Origin of the sequence: Streptomyces sp. MCA2 (genome assembly GCF_023544705.1) — a bacterium.
Lineage (GTDB): Bacteria > Actinomycetota > Actinomycetes > Streptomycetales > Streptomycetaceae > Streptomyces > Streptomyces decoyicus.
Genome location: NZ_JAMJFM010000046.1, coordinates 14736 through 34544, shown reverse-complemented (window position 1 = coordinate 34544; position 19809 = coordinate 14736). Strand labels below are relative to the sequence as shown.

Annotated in this window: 16 protein-coding genes and 1 riboswitch; of the genes, 3 read left to right on the top strand and 13 right to left on the bottom strand. The window is 71.7% G+C overall.

The window, feature by feature from the left end; all coding sequences use genetic code 11:
- Positions 1–21 precede the first annotated feature (21 nt).
- From M8I34_RS30555 to M8I34_RS30510, 10 genes are all read right to left on the bottom strand, one after another.
- Complete coding sequence (locus M8I34_RS30555; RefSeq protein WP_250054882.1) at positions 22–1356, bottom strand: cyclopropane-fatty-acyl-phospholipid synthase family protein; 1335 nt, start codon at positions 1354–1356, stop codon at positions 22–24.
- Between the two features lie 199 nt (positions 1357–1555).
- On the bottom strand, positions 1556–2947 hold the full coding sequence (locus tag M8I34_RS30550) for an NAD(P)/FAD-dependent oxidoreductase (RefSeq protein WP_030080449.1): 1392 nt from the start codon (positions 2945–2947) through the stop codon (positions 1556–1558).
- A 453-nt stretch (positions 2948–3400) separates the two neighbouring features.
- Positions 3401–4345 carry a Ppx/GppA phosphatase family protein gene (locus tag M8I34_RS30545; protein WP_250054880.1) on the bottom strand — a complete coding sequence of 315 codons (945 nt, stop codon included), beginning with the start codon at positions 4343–4345 and terminating at the stop codon, positions 3401–3403.
- Positions 4342–4902 carry a DUF501 domain-containing protein gene (locus M8I34_RS30540; protein ID WP_250054877.1) on the bottom strand — a complete coding sequence of 187 codons (561 nt, stop codon included), beginning with the start codon at positions 4900–4902 and terminating at the stop codon, positions 4342–4344. The genes M8I34_RS30545 and M8I34_RS30540 overlap by 4 nt, the downstream gene beginning before the upstream one ends.
- Positions 4903–5007: 105 nt before the next feature.
- Entirely contained in the window at positions 5008–5460 is a 453-nt protein-coding gene (locus tag M8I34_RS30535) for a septum formation initiator family protein (protein WP_244414356.1), read from the bottom strand.
- Positions 5461–5615: 155 nt separating this feature from the next.
- The gene (eno, locus tag M8I34_RS30530) at positions 5616–6938 is read right to left on the bottom strand and encodes a phosphopyruvate hydratase (RefSeq protein ID WP_244414355.1); all 1323 of its coding nucleotides are present in this window, start codon (positions 6936–6938) and stop codon (positions 5616–5618) included.
- A gap of 341 nt (positions 6939–7279) precedes the next feature.
- On the bottom strand, positions 7280–7945 hold the full coding sequence (locus tag M8I34_RS30525) for a transglycosylase family protein (protein WP_244414354.1): 666 nt from the start codon (positions 7943–7945) through the stop codon (positions 7280–7282).
- A gap of 7 nt (positions 7946–7952) precedes the next feature.
- Positions 7953–8166: riboswitch (cyclic di-AMP (ydaO/yuaA leader) on the bottom strand.
- Between the two features lie 210 nt (positions 8167–8376).
- Positions 8377–9339 (bottom strand): transglycosylase family protein, encoded by a 963-nt coding sequence (locus M8I34_RS30520; RefSeq protein ID WP_308372729.1) that lies wholly within the window; start codon positions 9337–9339, stop codon positions 8377–8379.
- Positions 9340–9652: 313 nt separating this feature from the next.
- Positions 9653–10960: a cytochrome P450 gene (locus M8I34_RS30515; protein WP_250054873.1), complete on the bottom strand. Its 1308-nt coding sequence runs from the start codon at positions 10958–10960 to the stop codon at positions 9653–9655.
- Positions 10961–11029: 69 nt separating this feature from the next.
- Positions 11030–11905, bottom strand: a complete 876-nt coding sequence (locus tag M8I34_RS30510) for a LysR family transcriptional regulator (protein ID WP_250054871.1) — start codon at positions 11903–11905, stop codon at positions 11030–11032.
- 142 nt (positions 11906–12047) lie between these two features.
- On the opposite strand from M8I34_RS30510, the gene M8I34_RS30505 reads away from it, so the two are divergent.
- On the top strand, positions 12048–13361 hold the full coding sequence (locus tag M8I34_RS30505) for an MFS transporter (protein ID WP_250054869.1): 1314 nt from the start codon (positions 12048–12050) through the stop codon (positions 13359–13361).
- A gap of 203 nt (positions 13362–13564) precedes the next feature.
- Here the strand turns inward: M8I34_RS30505 and M8I34_RS30500 are convergent, their stop codons facing one another.
- A complete protein-coding gene (locus tag M8I34_RS30500; RefSeq protein ID WP_250054867.1) occupies positions 13565–14614 on the bottom strand; it encodes a nucleoside triphosphate pyrophosphohydrolase in 1050 nt (349 codons plus the stop codon).
- 173 nt (positions 14615–14787) lie between these two features.
- Positions 14788–15426 carry a SurA N-terminal domain-containing protein gene (locus M8I34_RS30495; RefSeq protein ID WP_250054865.1) on the bottom strand — a complete coding sequence of 213 codons (639 nt, stop codon included), beginning with the start codon at positions 15424–15426 and terminating at the stop codon, positions 14788–14790.
- Between the two features lie 420 nt (positions 15427–15846).
- Between M8I34_RS30495 and M8I34_RS30490 the strand changes: the two genes are divergently transcribed.
- Both M8I34_RS30490 and M8I34_RS30480 read left to right on the top strand, forming a co-directional pair.
- On the top strand, positions 15847–16572 hold the full coding sequence (locus M8I34_RS30490) for a dienelactone hydrolase family protein (protein ID WP_250054863.1): 726 nt from the start codon (positions 15847–15849) through the stop codon (positions 16570–16572).
- 1022 nt (positions 16573–17594) lie between these two features.
- On the top strand, positions 17595–19172 hold the full coding sequence (locus M8I34_RS30480) for a DUF2079 domain-containing protein (protein WP_250054862.1): 1578 nt from the start codon (positions 17595–17597) through the stop codon (positions 19170–19172).
- 83 nt (positions 19173–19255) lie between these two features.
- On the opposite strand, the gene M8I34_RS30475 is transcribed toward M8I34_RS30480, so the two are convergent.
- Positions 19256–19606: a helix-turn-helix transcriptional regulator gene (locus tag M8I34_RS30475; protein WP_250054859.1), complete on the bottom strand. Its 351-nt coding sequence runs from the start codon at positions 19604–19606 to the stop codon at positions 19256–19258.
- Positions 19607–19809 lie beyond the last annotated feature (203 nt).

The following is a 19809-nucleotide window of genomic DNA, read 5'->3' as shown; positions in this document are numbered from 1 at the left end:
CAGCGGGTGGGCGGACGGCGTTCAGCCGCGGTGGGTGCCGGTGCGCCAGTCGCGCGCCCGCAGCGGCATCCCCGAGGCCCCGGGCTCCGGCGTACGGACGGCCAGCACCTGGTTGACTCCTATCCGGTTGCGCTCGAAGGACAGCGCGCACGCGGCCATGTACAGCCGCCACACCCGGGCCCGCCCCACGGAGGTGATCCGCGCGGCCTCGTCCCAGTGCCGCTCCAGGTTGGCGACCCAGCGCCGCAGCGTCAGCGCATAGTGCTCACGGATCGCCTCCACGTCCCGCACCTCGAACCCGGCCTCCTCCAGCTGGCCGACGGTCCGGCCGAGCGGCGCCAGCTCACCGTCCGGGAACACATACCGGTCGATGAACTCGTCGACGTGGTACGTCTCCTCGTCGGCCACCGGGCGGCGGGCGATCTGGTGGTTGAGCAGCCGCCCGCCGGGCTTGAGCAGGGAGAACAGCGCCTCGGCGTACTCCGCGTACTGCGTCCGCCCGACATGCTCGGCCATCCCGACCGAGGAGATGGCGTCGAACGGCTCGTCCTTGATCTCGCGGTAGTCCTGCACCCGGATCTCGATCCGGTCCGCCAGCCCGGCCTCGGCGATGCGCTTACGGGCGAAGGTGGCCTGCTCCTCGGAGAGCGTGATGCCGACCGCCCGTACGCCGTACTCGCGGGCCGCGTGCAGCACCATCGAACCCCAGCCGCAGCCGACATCGAGCAGCCGCGCGCCCTCCCGGAGCCCGAGCTTGCGGCAGATCAGGTCGAGCTTGTCGCGCTGGGCGTCCTCCAGGCTGGTGACGCCGTCGTCCGCGGTCCCCCAGTAGGCGCACGAGTAGACCATCGACGGGCCCAGCACCAGGGCGTAGAAGTCGTTGCCGACGTCGTAGTGGTGGCTGATGGCTTCCTTGTCGCGCCGCAGGGTGTGCAGCGGTCCACGCCGGCGTCTGACCTCTTCCGCGGGCGGCGTCGGCGGGACCGGGACGCCGGCCAGCGTCAGCATCTCCCGGGCGGCGGCGCGGATCTCCGGGCGGGCCAGGGCGCGCAGCACGGCGGCGCGCCGCGGTTGGGGGGCGTCGGTGCCGCGCTCCCAGATCAGCCCGGCGAGCACATCGAGCGCGGCGTAGAGATCGCCCTCGATATCGAGGTCACCGGCCACCCACGCACGGGCCAGCCCCAGCTCACCCGGCTTGAACAGCAGCCGCCGCAACGCACGGCGATGGCGGATGACGAGTGTGGGTGCCCCCGGCGGGCCGGACTCGCTGCGGTCCCAGGCGCGGATGCGTACGGGGAGCGGGGCCCCCAGCACCTCCTCGGCGAGCTTGGTGAGCCGTCCAGCGGCGTCGGCCATGTCGCACACCTCCGTGTTGACGAGTCGGGCAAAGAAGTTTCACCCACCACGTAAACGCCAATGGGGCGCCCAGATAGTCCCGTTCACACGCAAGAGAACCGCACACCGCCCGGTTTTCGCCAGAGCGGACACGCCAAAGGGCGTCCGCCCCACGGATGGCGGACGCCCTTCGGGCTGGTCGGAGTACCCGACCGGGAATTCAGGAAGCCTTGGCCTTGGTCTTGTCCCCGGCCTCGGCGGCGGTCGGCGGGGCCGGCGCCGGCTTGGCGGCCTCGTAGAACTCCTCGCGGGGGTTCTCCATGGCGCCGAGCGAGACGACCTCGCGCTTGAGGAACATCGCCAGCGTCCAGTCGGCGAAGACCCGGATCTTGCGGTTGAACGTCGGCATCGCCATGCCGTGGTACGCGCGGTGCATGTACCAGGCGAGACGGCCCTTGAGCTTGATCTTCATCTTGCCCATGACGATCATCGCGACGCCCTTGTGCAGGCCCAGACCGGCGACCGCACCCTTGTTGGCGTGGCTGTAGTCCTTCTGCGGGAAGCCGCGCATCCCGGACACCACGTTGTCGCCGAGGATCTTGGCCTGCCGCAGCGCGTGCTGCGCGTTCGGCGGGCACCAGGCGTTCTCGTTGCCGGCCTTGCGCCCGACCAGGTCGGGGACCTGCGCGTTGTCGCCGGCCGCCCAGATGTAGTCGGTGCCCTGCACCTGGAGGGTGGTGCCGGTGTCGACGTGGCCGCGCGGGCCGAGCGGCAGACCGAAGCGGGCCAGCGCCGGGTTCGGCTTGACGCCCGCAGTCCACACGATGGTGTTGGAGTCGACCTCGAGGCCGTTGTTGAGCTTCACGTGGCCGTCGACGCAGGAGTCCATGCCGGTCTTGAGGTAGACCTCGACGCCGCGGCTCTCGAGGTGCTCCTTGCCGTAGGCACCGAGCTTGGGACCGACCTCGGGGAGGATCTTGTCGGCGACGTCGACCAGCAGGAAGCGCATGTCCTCGCGCTTCACGTTGTTGTAGTACTTCGCGGCATCACGGGCCATGTCCTCGACCTCGCCGATGGTCTCCGCACCCGCGAAGCCACCGCCCACGAAGACGAAGGTCAGCGCCTTGCGGCGGACGTCCTCGTCGGTCGTGGAGTCGGCCTTGTCCAGCTGCTCCAGCACGTGGTTGCGCAGGCCGATGGCCTCTTCCACGCCCTTCATGCCGATGCCGTTCTCGGCCAGACCGGGGATCGGGAAGGTACGGGAGACCGCACCCATCGCGATGACCAGGTAGTCGAAGGGCAGCTCGTACGCCTCGCCGACCAGCGGGGCGATCGTCGCCACCTTGCGGTCCTGGTCGATGGTCGTGACCCGGCCGGTGAGAACCTCCGCCTTGGGGAGCACGCGTCGTAGCGGAACCACGACGTGGCGGGGGGAGATGCTGCCGGCCGCAGCTTCAGGGAGGAAGGGCTGGTACGTCATGTACGAGCGCGGGTCGACGACCGTGACGGTCGCCTCGCCGTACCGCATCTTCTTGAGGATGCGACGTGCCGCGTACAGGCCTACGTACCCACCGCCTACAACGAGGATCCTGGGACGCTCCGTGGTGCTCATGCAATCGAGTATCCACCCCCACATGGGGGGTCGCTCGTGAGCCCCTTCACAAGCACCCGGGAGGCATCTGCTACACTCCGCCGCCTTCGTGACCGACGCCATAGTCCAATCCGGAACCACCATGTCATGCGAGGCGTTGGAGACCCCTGTTGATCAGGGATTGTCGCCCGTCCGACGGAGGAACCAGCGCCGGTGCGAGCGCGCCGCCCGCGGATCGGCAGCCGCGCATTTTCCGGGTCCGGACGCCCCGAAGCCTTCGAATGAGGGTCGGACGATCAGATTGTTCGTCCAACGGGAGGCTTTTTCATGTGAAGGATTTCACGAACTTTCTCCGCGGACCTGTCCGCGGGACCTCCCGGCGCCCCCCGAAGGGCGCTCGGACGGGCGGACCCACCGCTCGAAAGGCCACGCGGCAGAGGCCCGTTGCCGGCCTCCGCCGCGCTCCGAAGAGCCTCAGCCGGCGAGGCTCCAGGCGATGCCGTCCAGGATGTCGTGCTCGCTGACGACGACCTCCCCGGCGCCCGTCCGCTCCATGATCGACAGCAGCACGAGCGCGCCCGCGGCGATCACGTCGACCCGGCCCGGGTGCATGACGGGGATGGCCGCGCGCTCGGCATGGGTGGAGGACAGCAGCATGTCGGTGATCTCGCGGACCTTCGCCAGCGGGATCCGGGAGTGGTGAATGGCCTCGGAGTCGTACTGGCCGAGACCCAGCGCGATCGCGGCGACCGTGGTCACGGAGCCGGCCAGGCCCACGAGGGTGGCGGCCTCGCCCAGCGGGACGGTCTCCTCGGCCCGGTCCAGTGCCGCCGCGACATCGGCCTTTATGGCCGCGATCTGCCCCGGGGCCGGCGGGTCGCTGATGTCGCCGCCGTGCACCAGATGCCGCTCGGTCATCCGTACGCAGCCGACGTCGACCGAGCGGGCGGCGCGTACGGACTCGCTGCCGAGGACGAACTCGGTCGAGCCGCCGCCGATGTCGACCACCAGGAAGGGCCGCCGAAGGTCCTCGCGGGCGGTGAGCTCCTTGGTGGCGCCGTTGAAGGAGAACTCCGCCTCCTGGTCACCGGTGATCACCTCGGGCTCCACGCCCAGGATGTCCACCACACCGCGGACGAAGTCCTCGCGGTTCTCGGCGTCCCGGGAGGCGGAGGTCGCCACGAAGCGGACCTGCTCGGCGCCCAGGCCCTTGATCACCGCGGCGTACTCCCGGCAGGCCGCGAAGGTGCGCTCCAGCGCCTCGGGCGCCAGCCGCCCGGTGCGGTCCACGCCCTGGCCCAGCCGGACGATCTGCATCCGGCGGTCGAGGTCCTTCAGCTCGCCCGTCGCCGGGTCGGCGTCCGCGACCAGCAGACGGATGGAGTTCGTACCGCAGTCGATGGCGGCGACCCGCTTCACGTGGCGTCTCCTTCGGGAGCGACTTGGGTTCCGGGGGTGTCCTGGCAGGGGGTCACGCACGGCCCCTTCTTCCACCACTCCGGCAGCATCGCGAGGGCCTCGTCGCCGAGCGGGTTGACGCCCGGCCCGGCCGCCAGCGAATGGCCGACGAGGACATGCAGGCACTTGACCCGGTCCGGCATGCCGCCCGCGCTCGGGAAGCCTTGCAGCACGTCGATGGCGTCCCGCCGCCGGATGTAGTCCTCATGAGCGGCCCGGTAGGCGGCGGCCAGCTCCGGGTCGGCCGCCAGCCGCTCGGTCATCTCCTTCATCACGCCGTTGGCCTCCAGCGTGCCGATCGCGGAGGCCGCGCGCGGGCAGGTGAGGTAGTAGAGCGTGGGGAAGGGCGTGCCGTCCTCCAGGCGCGGCGCCGTCTCGACGACATCCGGCTGCCCGCAGGGGCAGCGGTGCGCGATGGCGCGCAGGCCGCGCGGCGGGCGGCCGAGCTGTTCCCGGAAGGCGGCGATGTCCGCGTCGGTGGGCTCGGTGGACTCGGTCTGGGGCGGGGGCGTGTCCATGTGCGCTTTCGGTGAGGTGAGTGGTGAGGTGACGGCGGGCCGGTGCGGGCCGTCCCGTGCCGACATTACGGGCTGCCGCCCGGCGGTGGTACGGGCAGGCCGCGGCTACCGCTTGTCGGCCGCGTCGACGGTGTCCCACAGGTTCTCGTACCAGGGGCGCTGCGCCGCTTGCGGCCCCTTCGGTGCGGAGCCGGTGCCGGAGCCGTCCTGGACGATGTATCCGGTCTCGCCCGGCATGACGTAGTGCAGATGCCGGCGGGCCTGCTGGCGTACGTACTCCGGGTCCTGCCAGCGGGCCTTCTGCTCGCGCAGCCGGTCCAGGGCGGCGCCGGCGTCCTGGGCCCTGCGGCGCTGGTCGGCGATGTCCGAACGCTGGGAGACGTACTGCCTTATCGGGTAGGCGAGGGCGACGACCAGGGAGCACATCACCAGCGCCAGCAGTGCGGCACGGCCGGTGAGGCGGTTGCGGCGGGGCGGGCGGGCTCGGTAGACGCGGGCGGCGGCCTGCTCGCCGAGCGCCTTGAGTCGGGTCGCGGTCGAGAACCGGTCCGCGGGCACGTCGTCTCCCCTTCACTGACGGACGCCTGACTGCTGAAGCAGACGCGTCCCCGGCAACGGTACGGGACCGTTGCCGGGGACGTACGGGGTGCTGGGCGGTTGTCTCGCCCGTTCAGCCCTTGCCCCGGTCGGCCGGGGCGGCGGGCCGCCGTGGGTCAGCTGCCGTGACGGAACCGCGGGAAGGCGGAGCGGCCGGCGTAGACCGCGGCGTCGTCGAGGATCTCCTCGATGCGCAGCAGCTGGTTGTACTTGGCGACGCGCTCGGAGCGGGCCGGGGCGCCGGTCTTGATCTGGCCGCAGTTGGTGGCGACGGCGAGGTCGGCGATGGTGACGTCCTCGGTCTCACCGGAGCGGTGCGACATCATGCACTTGAAGCCGTTGCGCTGGGCCAGCTCGACGGCGTCCAGGGTCTCGGTCAGCGAGCCGATCTGGTTGACCTTCACCAGCAGCGCGTTGGCGGAGCCCTCCTCGATGCCACGGGCGAGGCGCTCGGGGTTGGTGACGAACAGGTCGTCGCCGACGAGCTGGACCTTGGCGCCGAGCTTGTCGGTGATGACCTTCCAGCCGGCCCAGTCGTCCTCGAACAGCGGGTCCTCGATGGAGACGAGCGGGTAGGCCGCCACCAGCTCCTCGTAGTACTCGGTCATCTCGGCGGCCGAGCGGTCCTTGCCCTCGAACTGGTACTTGCCGTCCTTGTAGAACTCGGAGGCGGCGACGTCCAGCGCGAGCGCGATGTCCTGGCCGGGGGCGTAACCGGCTTCCTTGATGGCCTCGAGGATGAGGTCGAGGGCCTCGCGGTTGGAGCCCAGGTTCGGGGCGAAGCCGCCCTCGTCGCCGAGGCCGGTGGCCAGACCCTTGGTCTTCAGGACCTTCTTGAGGGTGTGGTAGACCTCGGCGCCCCAGCGCAGCGCCTCGGAGAAGGACTCCGCGCCGATCGGGGCGATCATGAACTCCTGGATGTCCACGTTGGAGTCGGCGTGCGAGCCGCCGTTCAGGATGTTCATCATCGGGACGGGCAGGACGTGCGCGTTCGGGCCACCGAGGTAGCGGAACAGCGGGAGGTCGCTGGCCTCGGAGGCGGCGTGCGCGACGGCGAGGGAGACGCCGAGGATGGCGTTGGCGCCGAGCGAGCCCTTGTTGTCGGTGGCGTCCAGGTCGAACATGGCCTGGTCGATCAGCCGCTGCTCGGTCGCGTCGTAGCCGACGAGCTCCGGGCCGATCTGCTCGATGACGGCCAGGACGGCCTTCTCCACGCCCTTGCCCAGGTAGCGGTTCGGGTCGCCGTCGCGGAGCTCGATGGCCTCGAAGGCGCCGGTGGAGGCACCGGACGGGACGGCGGCACGGCCGGTGCTGCCGTCGTCGAGGCCGACCTCGACCTCGACCGTGGGATTACCTCGCGAGTCGAGAATTTCGCGGGCTACGACGACGTCGATCGACGGCACGTTGTCTCCTTCGTGGGTGTCTGGCGTTCTGCGCATGAGCCTAACGGCCCCGGGCTCGTCCGCCTGCCCTTGGCCCGCTCTGTGGGATGGAAAGCCGTGCAAAGCCCTCTGAAGACCCAGTTCACGGGCGTTTGGCCGCATTGTTCGCCGAACGGGAACATTCGCCGAGCGGGAGCGGTCGGCGGCGTGCGGTCGCGGCCCGGCGTCGGTCCGGCCTCGGGCCCGGCGGCGTCTGCCCGGGCGCGGTCCGGTCTCGGCCCGGGCAGAAGAAACCCCGCCCCGGCGCGCTCGGGGGAAGGGCGCGCCGGGGCGGGGCGGTCTCACGGGGGAAGGGGGCCCGCCGCTCGGGCCCGCCCGCGTCCCGGAGAGGGAGGGACTCAGACGTTGAGCTTCTGACCCGGGAAGATCAGGTTCGGGTTGCCGCCGATGACCGACTTGTTGGCCTTGTAGACCGACTTCCAGTCGCTGCCGTGGGCCTTGGCGATCTTGGCGAGGGTGTCGCCCGCCTTGACGGTGTAGTTGCCGTGGCCCATGGACTTGCGCTCGGTCGAGCGCGAGGCGTGCTGCTCGGGGGCGGCCGGGGCCTTCTTCGCCTCGGTCTTGCCCTGGTCCTGCTGCGGCGCGGACTTGGTCTGCGCGGAGCCGGAGGTGTCGACGTCGGCGGCCGGGCCACCGGAGGTCAGGTTGCCGGCACCGGCGCAGGACCAGGCACCCGGGCCCTGGATGGCGAGGAGCTTCTCGGCGGCGGCGATCTGCTGGGACTTGCTGGCCAGGTCGGCGCGCGCCGCGTACTGGGTGCCACCGGCGGCGGCCCAGCTGGAGTTGGAGAACTGGAGGCCACCGTAGTAGCCGTTACCGGTGTTGATCGACCAGTTGCCGCCGGACTCACACTGGGCGACCTTGTCCCAGGTGGCCACGGAGGCGGCAGAGGCGGAGGTGGCGCCCATCAGCGGGACGGCCACGGCAGCACCGGCGATGCCGGCGAGGGTGGCGACGCGGACGGCCTTGGAGGGACGACGGTGCTTGCCCTTGATGATCAGCATGGTTCGTTCGTTTCCTCACCGACGCCTACGAGGTGAGCTGTCGGGTTCGGGCTGTGAGAAGTCGCCCGGCCGCGTGCGCGTGGCGCACGTGGCTTCACCCCAAGCCGGTTGACCCGCTTTCACGGGTGGGGCCGGCACGTACCTTGGGTCCCCCGCTCCTGCCTTCGGCGCTTGCGCGTCAAGTGCCTCCGATCACCGGCAGGATTCGGCGTGTGATCAAAGGGCCCGCTTTGGCGAGCGGTCCTGACGTTAAGCAGTAACCGCCCTGGGGTTCAAACCCCATCATGTGAACCAAGTTGACCGTTTTTGATCACGGCTAGGTCACATATCCGCAGGTGAACCCCGGTTCCACGAGGTGGGACGAACCGGGGTTCACCGGAGTCAACGAGAGCCTTGTCTCACTTTCCCCAAAAGCGGGCGAAGGTGGCGAACTACCCTTCCTTGTGCCCCAGATCGAGCAGTTGGCCCGGCTTGATCAGGTCGGCGTCGGAGCCGATGACGCCCTCGTTGCCCTCGTAGAGCGCGGCCCAGCCACCGGGCAGCCGGTGGGCCTGGGCGATGGCTGACAGCGTGTCACCCGGCCGCACGGTGTAGTCGCCGTCGGCCGCCGGGCCCGTGCGGTGCGCGTCATCGCCCCGCGAGGCATGCCGGCCGCCGGCGGACCTGTCCTCGTCGTCGCCCGCGCCGCCGCGGTGCTTGCCCTTGGCGGGCTTCTCCTGCGGGGTGCCGGTCGTGTCCGGACGGCTGCCCCCGTCGGACGGGTCGGCGGACTGCGACGGGCCGCCGTCCCGGTCGTCCGGCGTCGCCGGGTCGGACGGCGTCGGGTCGGACGGCTCCGGGTCGGACGGCTCCGGGCTCGTGGACGCGTCGCCGGAGCGGCCGGAGTCCGTGGCGTCGGGCGAGGGCGCCGGATCGGACGGCTCGTCGCCGGGCTCGTCGCGCTGCTGCCCGACGGAGTCCGGGTCGCCGTGCGTGCCGGACGAACCGGACGAGTCCCAGGGGTCCGAGGACCCGTCCGCGTCCGACGGGGCGGGCGAGGGGGTGGCGACGCTGCCCGGGTCGACCTCCGGCGCGCGCCCGTCCTTGGCGAGACCGGCGCTCACCGCACAGCTCGACCACTGGTCCGGGCCGCGGGCGTCGAGGATCGACTGGGCCACCGCGATCTGCTGGGAGCGGCTGGCGAGGTCGGGGCGCGAGGCATAGGCCGCGCCGCCGTAGGTGTCCCACAGCTCCTGGGTGAGCTGGAGCCCGCCGTAGTAGCCGTTGCCCGAGGCCGCGCTCCAGACGCCGCCGCTCTCGCACTGGGCGACCTTGTCCCAGGTCGCGGTGTCGGCGGCGTGAGCGCCGCTCGCACCGAGCAGGGGCAGGGCGATGCCGGCGCCGGTCGCTCCCACCGTGACAAAGATGGCCGGTGCCTGACGGGGGCGACGATGTCGGCCGTTCCCGGAACGCATGCGGATGCCTTTCGCGCGGCGGTTGAGTTGTACGACGAGCTCGTCGAGCTGCTCGACGGGTCACCCGCCCGGCCGGCGCGCACGAGGCACACCGTTACACCGGTCCCCCACATCACCGCTTCGGCCGATCGAGTGAAGCCGTCGATCGTCGGTCGAAAGGTAGCCGGGGTCACGGGTAGTCACAAGTCGGTGTAGTGGAGATCACGTAAAGGTCACACGACTGACTCAGCGTCACATTTGTCCTTTTCGCTGGTCAGGGCCGCTCGGGCCCGAACTCCACCGGCAGCGACCGCAGTCCGCGCATGATGAGCCCGCCACGCCAGCGCAAATCATCCGGTTCCGCGGCAAGCCGGATGTCCGGGAGCCGGTTCAGCAGCGTCGCCAGAGCGGCCTGTCCTTCGAGCCGGGCGAGCGGCGCGCCCAGGCAGTAGTGGATGCCGTGCCCGTATCCCAGATGCTGGTTGTCACGACGGGTCAGATCGAGGACGTCCGGCTCGTCGAAGCGTGCCGGGTCGCGGTCGGCGGCGGCCAGCACCACCAGGACCGGGTCGCCCTTCGCGATCCGCTGCCCGGCCAGCGTCAGCTCCTCGGTCGCGAACCGCCAGGTCGCCAGCTCCACGGGCCCGTCATAACGGAGCAGTTCCTCGATACCGGTGGTGAGCAGCTCGGTGTCGCCCGCCGCCAGCGACTTCTGGAGCAGCTCGCGCTGGGCGGGGTGGCGCAGCAGCGCATAGATGCCGTTGCCGATGAGGTTGACGGTGGTCTCGAAACCGGCGAAGAGCAGGATGAAGGCCATCGCGGCGGCCTCGTTCTCGGTGAGGTGCTCGCCGTGGTCGGAGGCCCTGATCAGGCCGGAGATCAGATCCTCGTCCGGCTCCGCGGTGTCGCCCAGGGACTCGCGCTTGCGGTGGATCAGCTCGGCGAGATAGCCGCGCATCTTCTTCACGGACCGGGCGACACCGCCGCGCGGCCCCCCGCCGTGCCGGATCATCATGCCGGCCCAGTCGCGGAAGTCGTCCTGGTCCTCGCGCGGGACGCCCAGCAGATCGCAGATCGCGTAAATGGGGAGCGGAAAGGCGAACTCATGGATCAGATCCGCCTCCCCCTTCGCCGCGAACTGGTCGATGAGGTGATCGGTCAGCTCCTGGACCCGCGGGGCGAAGGCGGCGACCCGGCGCGGGGTGAAGGCCTTCGAGACCAGCCGGCGCAGCCGGGTGTGGTCCGGTGGGTCGATGTTGAGCAGATGCGTCATCAGGTTGGCGCTGCGCTCACCGGGGATGCCGACCTTGCCCTTGCCGTGCGCGGCCTCGCTGTGATGCACCGGGTTCTTGGACAGCCGGCCGTCGGCGAGCGCCTGCCGCGCCTCGGTGTAACGGGTCACCAGCCAGGCCTCGACACCACTGGGCAGCTCGGTCCGGTGCACCGGCGCATGCTCGCGCAGCCAGGCGTACGCGGGGTAGGGATCGGCGGCGAACTCCCAGGTGAACAGCTCGGGGGCGGGCGCGGCGGCGGGGCAGCCCGCGGGGGCGTCGGCGGAGGGGGCGTGGGGCTTGTCGTGCACCTTCCGACCGTAACCGCTGGGCGCACCACGGCGCGCCCGCGCACCGGCCGGGGCCCACCGCACCCCGCGCTACGCCGGATCCACCCCCAGCCCTTGCAGGAACGCCACGGCCGCCGGCGACGGGCCGAGACCGCTCCAGACCACCCGCTCGGTCCGCTCCGGCGCCGGGCGCACCCGCACGATGTGCAGCCCGGACAGCTCGGAGGCGATGGCCTCCGGCACCATGCCGACGCCGAGGCCCGCCCGCACCAGCTTCGCCAGGAACTCAACGGTGGTCACCTCGAAGGCCACCTCCGAGGTCAGCCCCGCCGCACGGAACGCCTCGTCGCGCTGCCGGCGGGCCGCGGACCCCGCCGTGAAGTCCACAAAGGTCTCCCGCGCCACCCGCGCCAGCGTGGTCCACTCCCGCCCCGCCAGCGGATGCCCCGGCGGGACCACGGCGACCAGCTCACCGCGCGCCAGCTCCTTCTCCCGTACGCCGACGGTGCGGGCGCCGGGCACCAGCCCGACGAAGGCGACGTCCAGCACGCCCTGCCGCACCTTCTCCAGGAGCGCATCGCTCATCTCCATCTGGAGGCTGATCCGCACCTGGGGACAACGTGTGCGGAAGGCGCCCAGCTCACGGGCGAGGTCCACGGCCGCGACGGTGGAGATCGCGCCGACCGCGAGCCGGCCGCGCACCTCGCCGGTCGCCGCCGCCACCTCCGCGCGGGCGCGCTCGGCCGCCTCCAGCGCCTGCCGGGCGACCGGGACGAAGGCCTCACCGGCGGTGGTCAGCCGGACGCTGCGGCTGGTCCGGTCGAAGAGCCGGGCCCCGAGCTCCTTCTCCAGCCGGGCGATCTGATGGCTGAGCGCGGACTGCACCACATGACAGCGCTCGGCGGCCCGGGTGAACCCACCGGTCTCGGCCACCGCGACCACATAGCGCATCTGCTGGAGCTCCATGTCCACCGATCCTAGCCAGCACTGATCTCGATCCACGATGGATGCGATGACAACGATGTGTTGGACTCATCGATCGGACGGGCCCAGGCTGGGACGTGCCCGCCGCCGCGGTGGCCGCGGGCGTTACAGGGGAGGTCATGTCATGGCGAGCGCGCAGATACCCGAGCCGGCCGCGGAAGGCGCGGCGGGCCCGCGGCCGGGGCTGGGCCGCGGCATGCTGCTGCTGATGTCGGTCGCCGCCGGACTGTCCGTCGCCGGCAACTACTTCGCCCAGCCGCTGCTGGACGTCATCGGCCGCGACCTGGAGCTGTCCGCGTCCACCGCCGCGCTGGTCGTCACGGTCGCCCAGGTCGGCTACGGCCTCGGCCTGCTGCTGCTCGTCCCGCTCGGCGATCTGCTGGAGCGGCGCCGGCTGGCCGTCACCCTGACCGCGGCGACCGCGGCCTTCCTCACCGTCACCGCGAGCGCGCCGAACGCCGCCCTCCTGCTGACCGGCACCGCCCTGACCGGCCTGACCTCGGTCGCCGCCCAGGTCGTGGTGCCCTACGCGGCGACCCTCGCGGCGCCCGCCGAGCGCGGCCGGACCGTCGGCACCGTCATGACCGGGCTGCTGCTGGGCATCCTGCTGGCCCGTACGGCCGCCGGGCTGCTGGCAGAGCTGGGCGGCTGGCGCACCGTGTACTGGGTGAACGCGGCGCTGATGCTGCTGATGGCGGTGCTGCTGCGGCTCCGGCTGCCCACGCTGCGCACCACCGCCGGGCTGCGCTATCCGGCGCTGCTGCGCTCCACGCTGGCGCTGTTCGCCCAGGAGCCGGTGCTGCGGTGGCGGGGCGCGCTGGGCGCGCTGACCTTCGCGGGCTTCAGCGTGCTGTGGACGGCGCTGGCGTTCTTGATGTCCGGACCGGCCTACGGCTGGCAGGAGTCGGCCATCGGTCTGCTGGGGCTGGTGGGCGCGGCCGGTTCGCTGTCCGCCTCGGTGGGCGGACGGCTGGCGGACCGGGGTCTGGCGCATCACGTCACCGGCGCCGCGGCGTTCCTGCTGCTGGGGTCCTGGGGCCTGCTGGCGGCCGGCGGGGCGGGCGGTGCCTGGTCGCTGGCGGCGCTGGTGGCCGGGGTGATCGTGCTGGACCTGGCCGCGCAGGCGGTCCACATCAGCAACCAGAACCTGGTCTACGCGGTCCGCCCCGAGGCCCGCAACCGCCTCAACTCGGCCTATATGACCAGCTACTTCGTGGGCGGGGCGGCGGGCTCGGCGCTGACGTCCGTGGTGTGGGGCACGGCGGACTGGGGCGGGGTGTGCGTACTGGGTGCCGCGCTGGCCCTGGCCGTCGTGGGGCTCTGGCTCGCCGACCGGCTACGGCGCCGCCCCACGACGGGCAGCCGCGGCGATCGGGAACCGGCGGCCGCCGGCGAAGGGACGTCCGCCGGCGAAGCGACCACCCCGGTCACGTCGTGACGGAGGCGACGGCCCCGGTCGCTTCGTGACGGAGACAGCCGCGTCGGTCACGTCGTGAAGGAGGCGGTGGCGCCGGCCGCGTCAACTCCCGTGCCCCAACCGCCCCTTGCGGAATCCGCTGCCGCACTGTCCCGCAGGACGGGTGCGGTCCTCGGGACGGTCCGGCGCCAGGACAGGTGCGGCCCTCATGACGGGTGCGGCCCTCAGGCCAAGTCCGGCCCGGATCCGCCGGACCGGTCCGGGGCGGCACCGCCCTCGGCGGCCACCACCGCATCCCGGTAGGCCCGCGCCGCCGCCCGCAGCGCCGCCTCCGGGTCCACGCCCTCCGCCTCGGCCCGCATGGCCAGCGCCAGCAGCTCGTACCCGATGCCCTGGCCGGCCGGGGGCGCGACGTCGAGCCCCGCCGTGCGGACCCGCGAGGCGAGCTTCGCCGCCAGCGCCAGACCGGGCTGGGCCAGCGGAATGCCCTCGGTCACCGACTCGCGCTGCTTCTCCTCGGCCTTCGTCCGCAGCCAGTGCGCCTTGACGTCCTCCGGGGTCGCGGCATCCTCCTCCCCGAAGACATGGGGATGGCGATGGATCAGCTTCTCGACGATGCCGCCCGCGACATCGTCGAGGGAGAACGGCTCATCGGGGTCGTCCTGGGCGATCCGGGCATGGAAGACGACCTGGAGGAGGACATCGCCCAACTCCTCGCGGAGCGCCTCGCGGTCGCCCTCCTCGATGGCCTCGACCAGCTCGTACGCCTCCTCGATGCCGTACTTGGCGAGGTCACGGTGCGTACGGATGCTGCTCCAGGGGCAGGCGGCGCGGATCTGGTCCATGACCTGGACGAGGTCGAGCAGCCGGGCGCCGGGCAGGTCGTAGGAGCCGGGCAGCAGCTCCAGGTCCGGCATGGTCTCGCGGCCGGAGCCGGCCAGCCGGGCCAGGCCGTCGGTCAGCGCGCTCTCACCGTCCGCCGAGGTCAGGACGACGGCCGTACGGCCCTCCGGCACGCAGTAGTCGACCAGTTCACGGGCGGCGGGGGCGGCCGTCTCCACCTCGATGCCGGCCTCCCGCAGATAGGGCAGCTGCGGATGGTCCGGGTCGGCGCACAGCACCCGGTCCGCCCCGCGCAGGATCTGCCAGGCAGGCCATGACAGGAGTCCGGGGGCGACCCGGTGGCTGGTGGTGAGCAGAACCAGGCGTCCGGTGCCGGTGCCCTCGGGGCGGGCGTCGGCGCCGGTCTCGGCGGCAGAGGCGTCAGCGTTCACGCCTCGAACGTAACGCACCGCACCGACAATGCCCGGCCCCGGCCGGCAAGGGCCCGGACACCCCCGCGCTCCCCTCCGCTCACCCCGTACGGCCCGCCCCGTGAGGGCCGGCCTGTACGGACGGCGCCCGTGGCCAACCCCTACGGACCGCCCCCTACAGCTGCCCCGACCGCTCAGGCCTGCTGTTTCGCGGGCTCCCGGGTGATCCACGCTTCCTTGGTCTCGCCGAGGATGACCTGGTGGTCGTCCCACTTGCCGAACCGCGGATTGACGTCGATCCCCATGGAACGGGAGGTCTTGGCCAGCGCCTGGGCGAGCTTCTGCTGGCCCTGCGGTTTGCCGCGGTCCGCGCCGAGGTGCCGGGCGACACCGTCGAGCAGCAGCTGATTGCGGACCGTGGAGTCGACCTCGTCGGGGGCGACGCCCTGCTGGAGCCACATCGCCTTCAGCCGCTCGGCGCCGCCGGCCTGCTTCTCGGCCTCGGCCCGCCACCGCTGGACGTCGCGGCGGGTGACCGTCACCCCGGCGTCCTTCGCGCCGCGGGCCAGCACCTCGTCGAAGATCATGCCGTTGAGCGTGGCCAGGCTCAGCCGCCCGGTGTTCATGATCATCTGGCCGCCCTGCGGGGACTTCGCCTGGGCGGCGCGTACGTCCTTCACCTTCGCCTGCAACTGCGAGACGGTGATCCGCTTCCCGTCCACGATGGCCGCGGCCCCCGGATGGGCGTCGCTGCCACAGGCCGTGAGCAACGGGGCCACGGCCAGCAGAGCGGCGGTGGCGGATACGGAGAGCGCTGTCCTACGGCGGAACACTTGGCCTCCCGGCAGATCGTGCGACGGAGTCTCGACCTTGGTGGATCGATGCTATGGAGTCGGCGTGGCCCAGGCCACTGCTTCGGCCAACGATCTGGGGCGGGGTCGGTTCTGTTCCCGAGCGGCGGCTCGTTGCCCGCCCTCATCGGCTGCGTGCGCCCCAGCGCCAACCGGCTGGCGACGAGATCCGTCGCCGGGCCGGTCAGGGCTCAACCACTCAAGGAGTCCTTGAGACACATACGGGCCGCGTCCACAAAGAGCTCCCGCGCCTTTTTGAAGCCGCCCCGGTCCACGGACACGGCAGCTGAGAAACATCCGTATCTTCAGCGGTTTCTGGCGCGGCCAGAGGGACACCCGCGCTGTTCTGCCGGCGGTGAACCCCGGCCCGACCGTGCCCGTCGATCACTACCGTCCAGTCTCATGACGACGATTACCACGCGCACGGTCGAGTACCTGGCCGACGGTCTGACGATGCTCGGGCACCTCGCGCTTCCGGCCGGTACCGACCGCCGGCCCGCAGTGCTGCTCGGACCAGAGGGCACGGGGCTCAGCGACGTCGAGCGCCGCCGGGCCGACACCCTCGCCGAACTGGGGTACGTGGCGCTTGCCTTCGACATCCACGGCGGACGCTATTTGGGCGACCCCGAGGAGATGCTGGCCCGTTGCATGCCGCTGCTCGCCGACCCGGACCGGATGCGGGGCATCGGCCACGCGGCGCTCGACGTGCTGCGCGCCGAACCGCGGACCGAACCCGACCGGATCGCCGCCGTCGGCTACGGCACCGGCGGCGCGATCGCGCTGGAACTCGGGCGCGACGGCGTCAACCTGCGCGCGATCGGGACCGTCAACGGACTGACCACCGGCCGACCGGACGAGGCGGCGCGCATCCGCTGCCCGGTGTGGGCCGGGGTCGGGTCGGAAGACCCGATCATGCCGCCCGCGCAACGGGACGCATTCACGGCCGAGATGCAAGCCGCGGGCGTCGACTGGCGCCTCGTGGTCTACGGCGGCGCCTTGCATGCCTTCCACCACCCGCCGGTCGACCACACCGTGCGCCCCGGCGTCGGATACCACCCGCGGCATGCGCAGCGAGCCTGGCATGACGTCGTCGACCTGCTCGCCGAGTGCCTGCCCGTGACGGAGTGATCTGGTCAGTCCCAACTCGGGCACCCACTGACCAGCGCTTACCGGTCAGCACGGCAGGTTTCTGGCGTATGCGGTCCCACCGCTTCAGCGGCGCAGGACGCTGACGACGCGTTCTCTGCCCAAGATCGGGACGTCCACGCGCTCTTCGGCCGGTCCGGCGAAGCAGCCTCGGCGACTTCGAACGGGCCGAAGCACAGGCCCACCGCAGCCTGACCCTGCTCCGTCCCTCCATGCAGCGCGACCGCGCCCTCGTCACCGCCCGGCTCGCCCAGGCTCAATTAGGGCAAGGAGAGGTGGAACCCGCCATGGCCACGGCGATAGGCGTCCCGCTCAATGTCGTGAGACATCCACGTGTGGCTGGCATCCTCGCCGCTTTCGGCTCCGGCCCGTGAGAGGTCGCACCACACAGCTCGCACACCCGCGCCTGGACGCAATACCAGCGGGAGGTACTGACGTGACCACCACCTCGGCAGCAAATCCGGGGGAAAGGCGGCCGCGCCGCTGGGGGCGGGAAACTGCTGGGCTATGCCTACTGCCGCCGACCGACCGTTGGTGGGCTCGCATGGCCACACCCGCCCCCGTCGCGTACACGGCGGTGCCCGCGGTCGCGGTGAAGGAGATCGGGGTCATCCGGTCATGGCAGGGAAAGGGCGTAGCACGCCGCATCCACGATGGGCTACTGGCTACGAGGAAGGAACCGTACGCGACGCTGATGGTGAACCCGGCCGCCGGCGACGGGAAGGTTCAGCGGCTGTACGAGGGATGGGGATACACGGTCATCGGAAACGTACAGCCGTCGCCGGAGTCACCTACCGAAGACTTGTCACGACATCGCTCTCCACAGTGCCGGCCCGGAACCGCGACTTACGCGGTCCCGGGCCGCCCGCGTTCCCGCCCCGGGAACGGACCGCCCCGCGCCCGCGTCTGACCCACTGGCACCCCGCCGTCTCGGCGCAGCGGCCGCCGGGCCGTCCGGGGATCCGCTTCGAGTATCTTTTCGACATGGGAGAGTGAGGATCCGCATGGACACGGCCGCAGTAACGGCCGGGGGTGCCCCCGGACGGATTCTTGGGGAGGACGTCGGCGCCGTACCCGCGCCCCGGACCGCCGGCCCGGCCGGTGCCGTGCCACCGCCGCGGTCCGCCACCCCGTCCGGCGACGAGGCCGCGACCACCGTCGCGCCGCCGCCGGAGCGGCCCGGACGACTGCGGAGCGCCGCGCAGCGCCTGCGGACCCGGACCGCTCCCCTGCGCGCCCCCCGCCTCGACCCGTACTGGACGGCGGGGTTCTTCTTCGTCGCCTTCACGCTGCTGTCCCTCTACCGCTTCCGCACCCTGTCCACGTCCTCCTGGGACCTGGGCATCTTCGAGCAGGCCATACGGGGCTACGCCCACTTCCGGGCCCCGATCGTCGACCTCAAGGGGCCCGGCACCAACATCCTCGGCGACCACTTCAGTCCCGTACTGGTCGTGCTCGCCCCCCTCTACCGACTGTTCCCCTCTTCCCTGACCCTGCTGATCGCGCAGTCCGCGCTCTTCGCGCTGTCCGCGATACCGGTCACCCGTGCCGCCGCCCGCTACCTGGGCCGCGTTCCGGGTCTCGCGATCGGTGTCGCCTACGGCACGTCCTGGGGCGTGCAGAAGGCCGTCGACTTCGACTTCCACGAGATCGCCTTCGCGCTGCCGCTGATCGCCTTCGCGCTCGAAGCGGTGCTGCGCGGACGGTGGACCGCGGTGGTGTGCTGGGCCGCGCCGCTGGTGCTGGTCAAGGAGGACCTCGGGGTGACCGCGGCCGTCATCGGGGCGCTCGCCCTGCTGCGGACCCGGCGGGCCAGCCCGTTGGCCATCGGGCTGGTCGCCTTCGGCATCACCGCCACCGCCGTCACCCTCGGCGTGCTCATACCGGGGTTCAACGGCTCCGGCTCGTACGACTACTGGAGCAAGTTCGGCGCGGACGGCGGCGGCCTCACCATTCCCCTCGACACCGCCCTGCGCACCACGCTGTGGGTCCTGCTGCCCACCACCGGCCTGCTCGCACTGCGTTCCCCTCTGCTGCTGGTGGCGCTGCCCACCCTGGGGTGGCGTTTCCTGTCCCACGAGCCGCACTACTGGGGCATCGACTGGCACTACAACGCCGTCCTGATGCCGGTGGTCTTCCTCGCACTGATCGACGCCCTGCCGAAGGCCCGGGTCTCCACCCGCCCCTGGCTGCGCTCCTACGCCCACCATCTGCCGGCCGCCGTCGTGGCCGTGGCCCTCGCGCTGACCACCACGCTTCCGCTGGCCCGCCTCACCGAAAGCGCCACCTACCGCACCCCGCCGGACGTCGCCGCCGCCGAGAAGCTGCTGGACCGCATACCCGACGGTGCGAGCGTGGAGTCCGACATCCGGCCGCTGAGCCGCCTCACCGGCCGCACCCGGGTCTTCTGGACCGGCGACACCGGCGGCCTGTCACCGGACTACGTCGCCGTGCAGCTGCGCGACAACCGCACCCCGCGCCAGGCACTGGCGGACGCCACCGCCCGCCATCCCAAGTCCACTTACGTCGTCCTCGGCGGCGCCGCGGACCTCCTCGTCCTGCACCGGACCTCCTCGCGCTGACCACCGCCGCAGGCGCTCACGCCTAGCGCCACCGCCCCGAGGGCAGTTGCCCTCAGGGACGGCACGGCGTGCTCCTCGTCCGGCTAAGCGGCGGACACCACGTCATGGGACGGCGAGCCGGCCCCGGGGCTCCACCGGCAGTTCGGCGACGGGCACAACTGGTGGTGGTAGAGGGCGGAGACCATGGCGGCCTGCAAGCGGGAGCTCTGGCCGGTCTTGATCAGGATGCGCGAGATATGTGCCTTGACGGTCCGCTCGGAGATCTTCAGCCGCCGGGACAGCTCGCCGTTGGACGGGCCGCCCCCGAGGAGCAGGAGCACCTGCTTCTCGCGTGCGGTCAACTGGCTGAGATCCACCGGGCCTTCGAGCGGGCCGTCGTCCGATCCCTGGTAGGGACAGGGCATACCGTCCCGTGCGCGCAAGGACGTCTTCATTGCTTTCCCCCTGGTCCGGGCCCGCGAGGGTGAACACATCCCGGGCGGACCCTGCTTGCACGGTCAGCGGTCGGACACCGTCCCCCGGTCCCGGGTACCGGCCCGTCCCACTGCCGCTGCCGAATGCCTGCGTGCCGTCACACAGGCCCCCTTCGGTGGGAGCATCCCTCCCTTCCCGTATGGCGCCGGGGACACGAACTCGA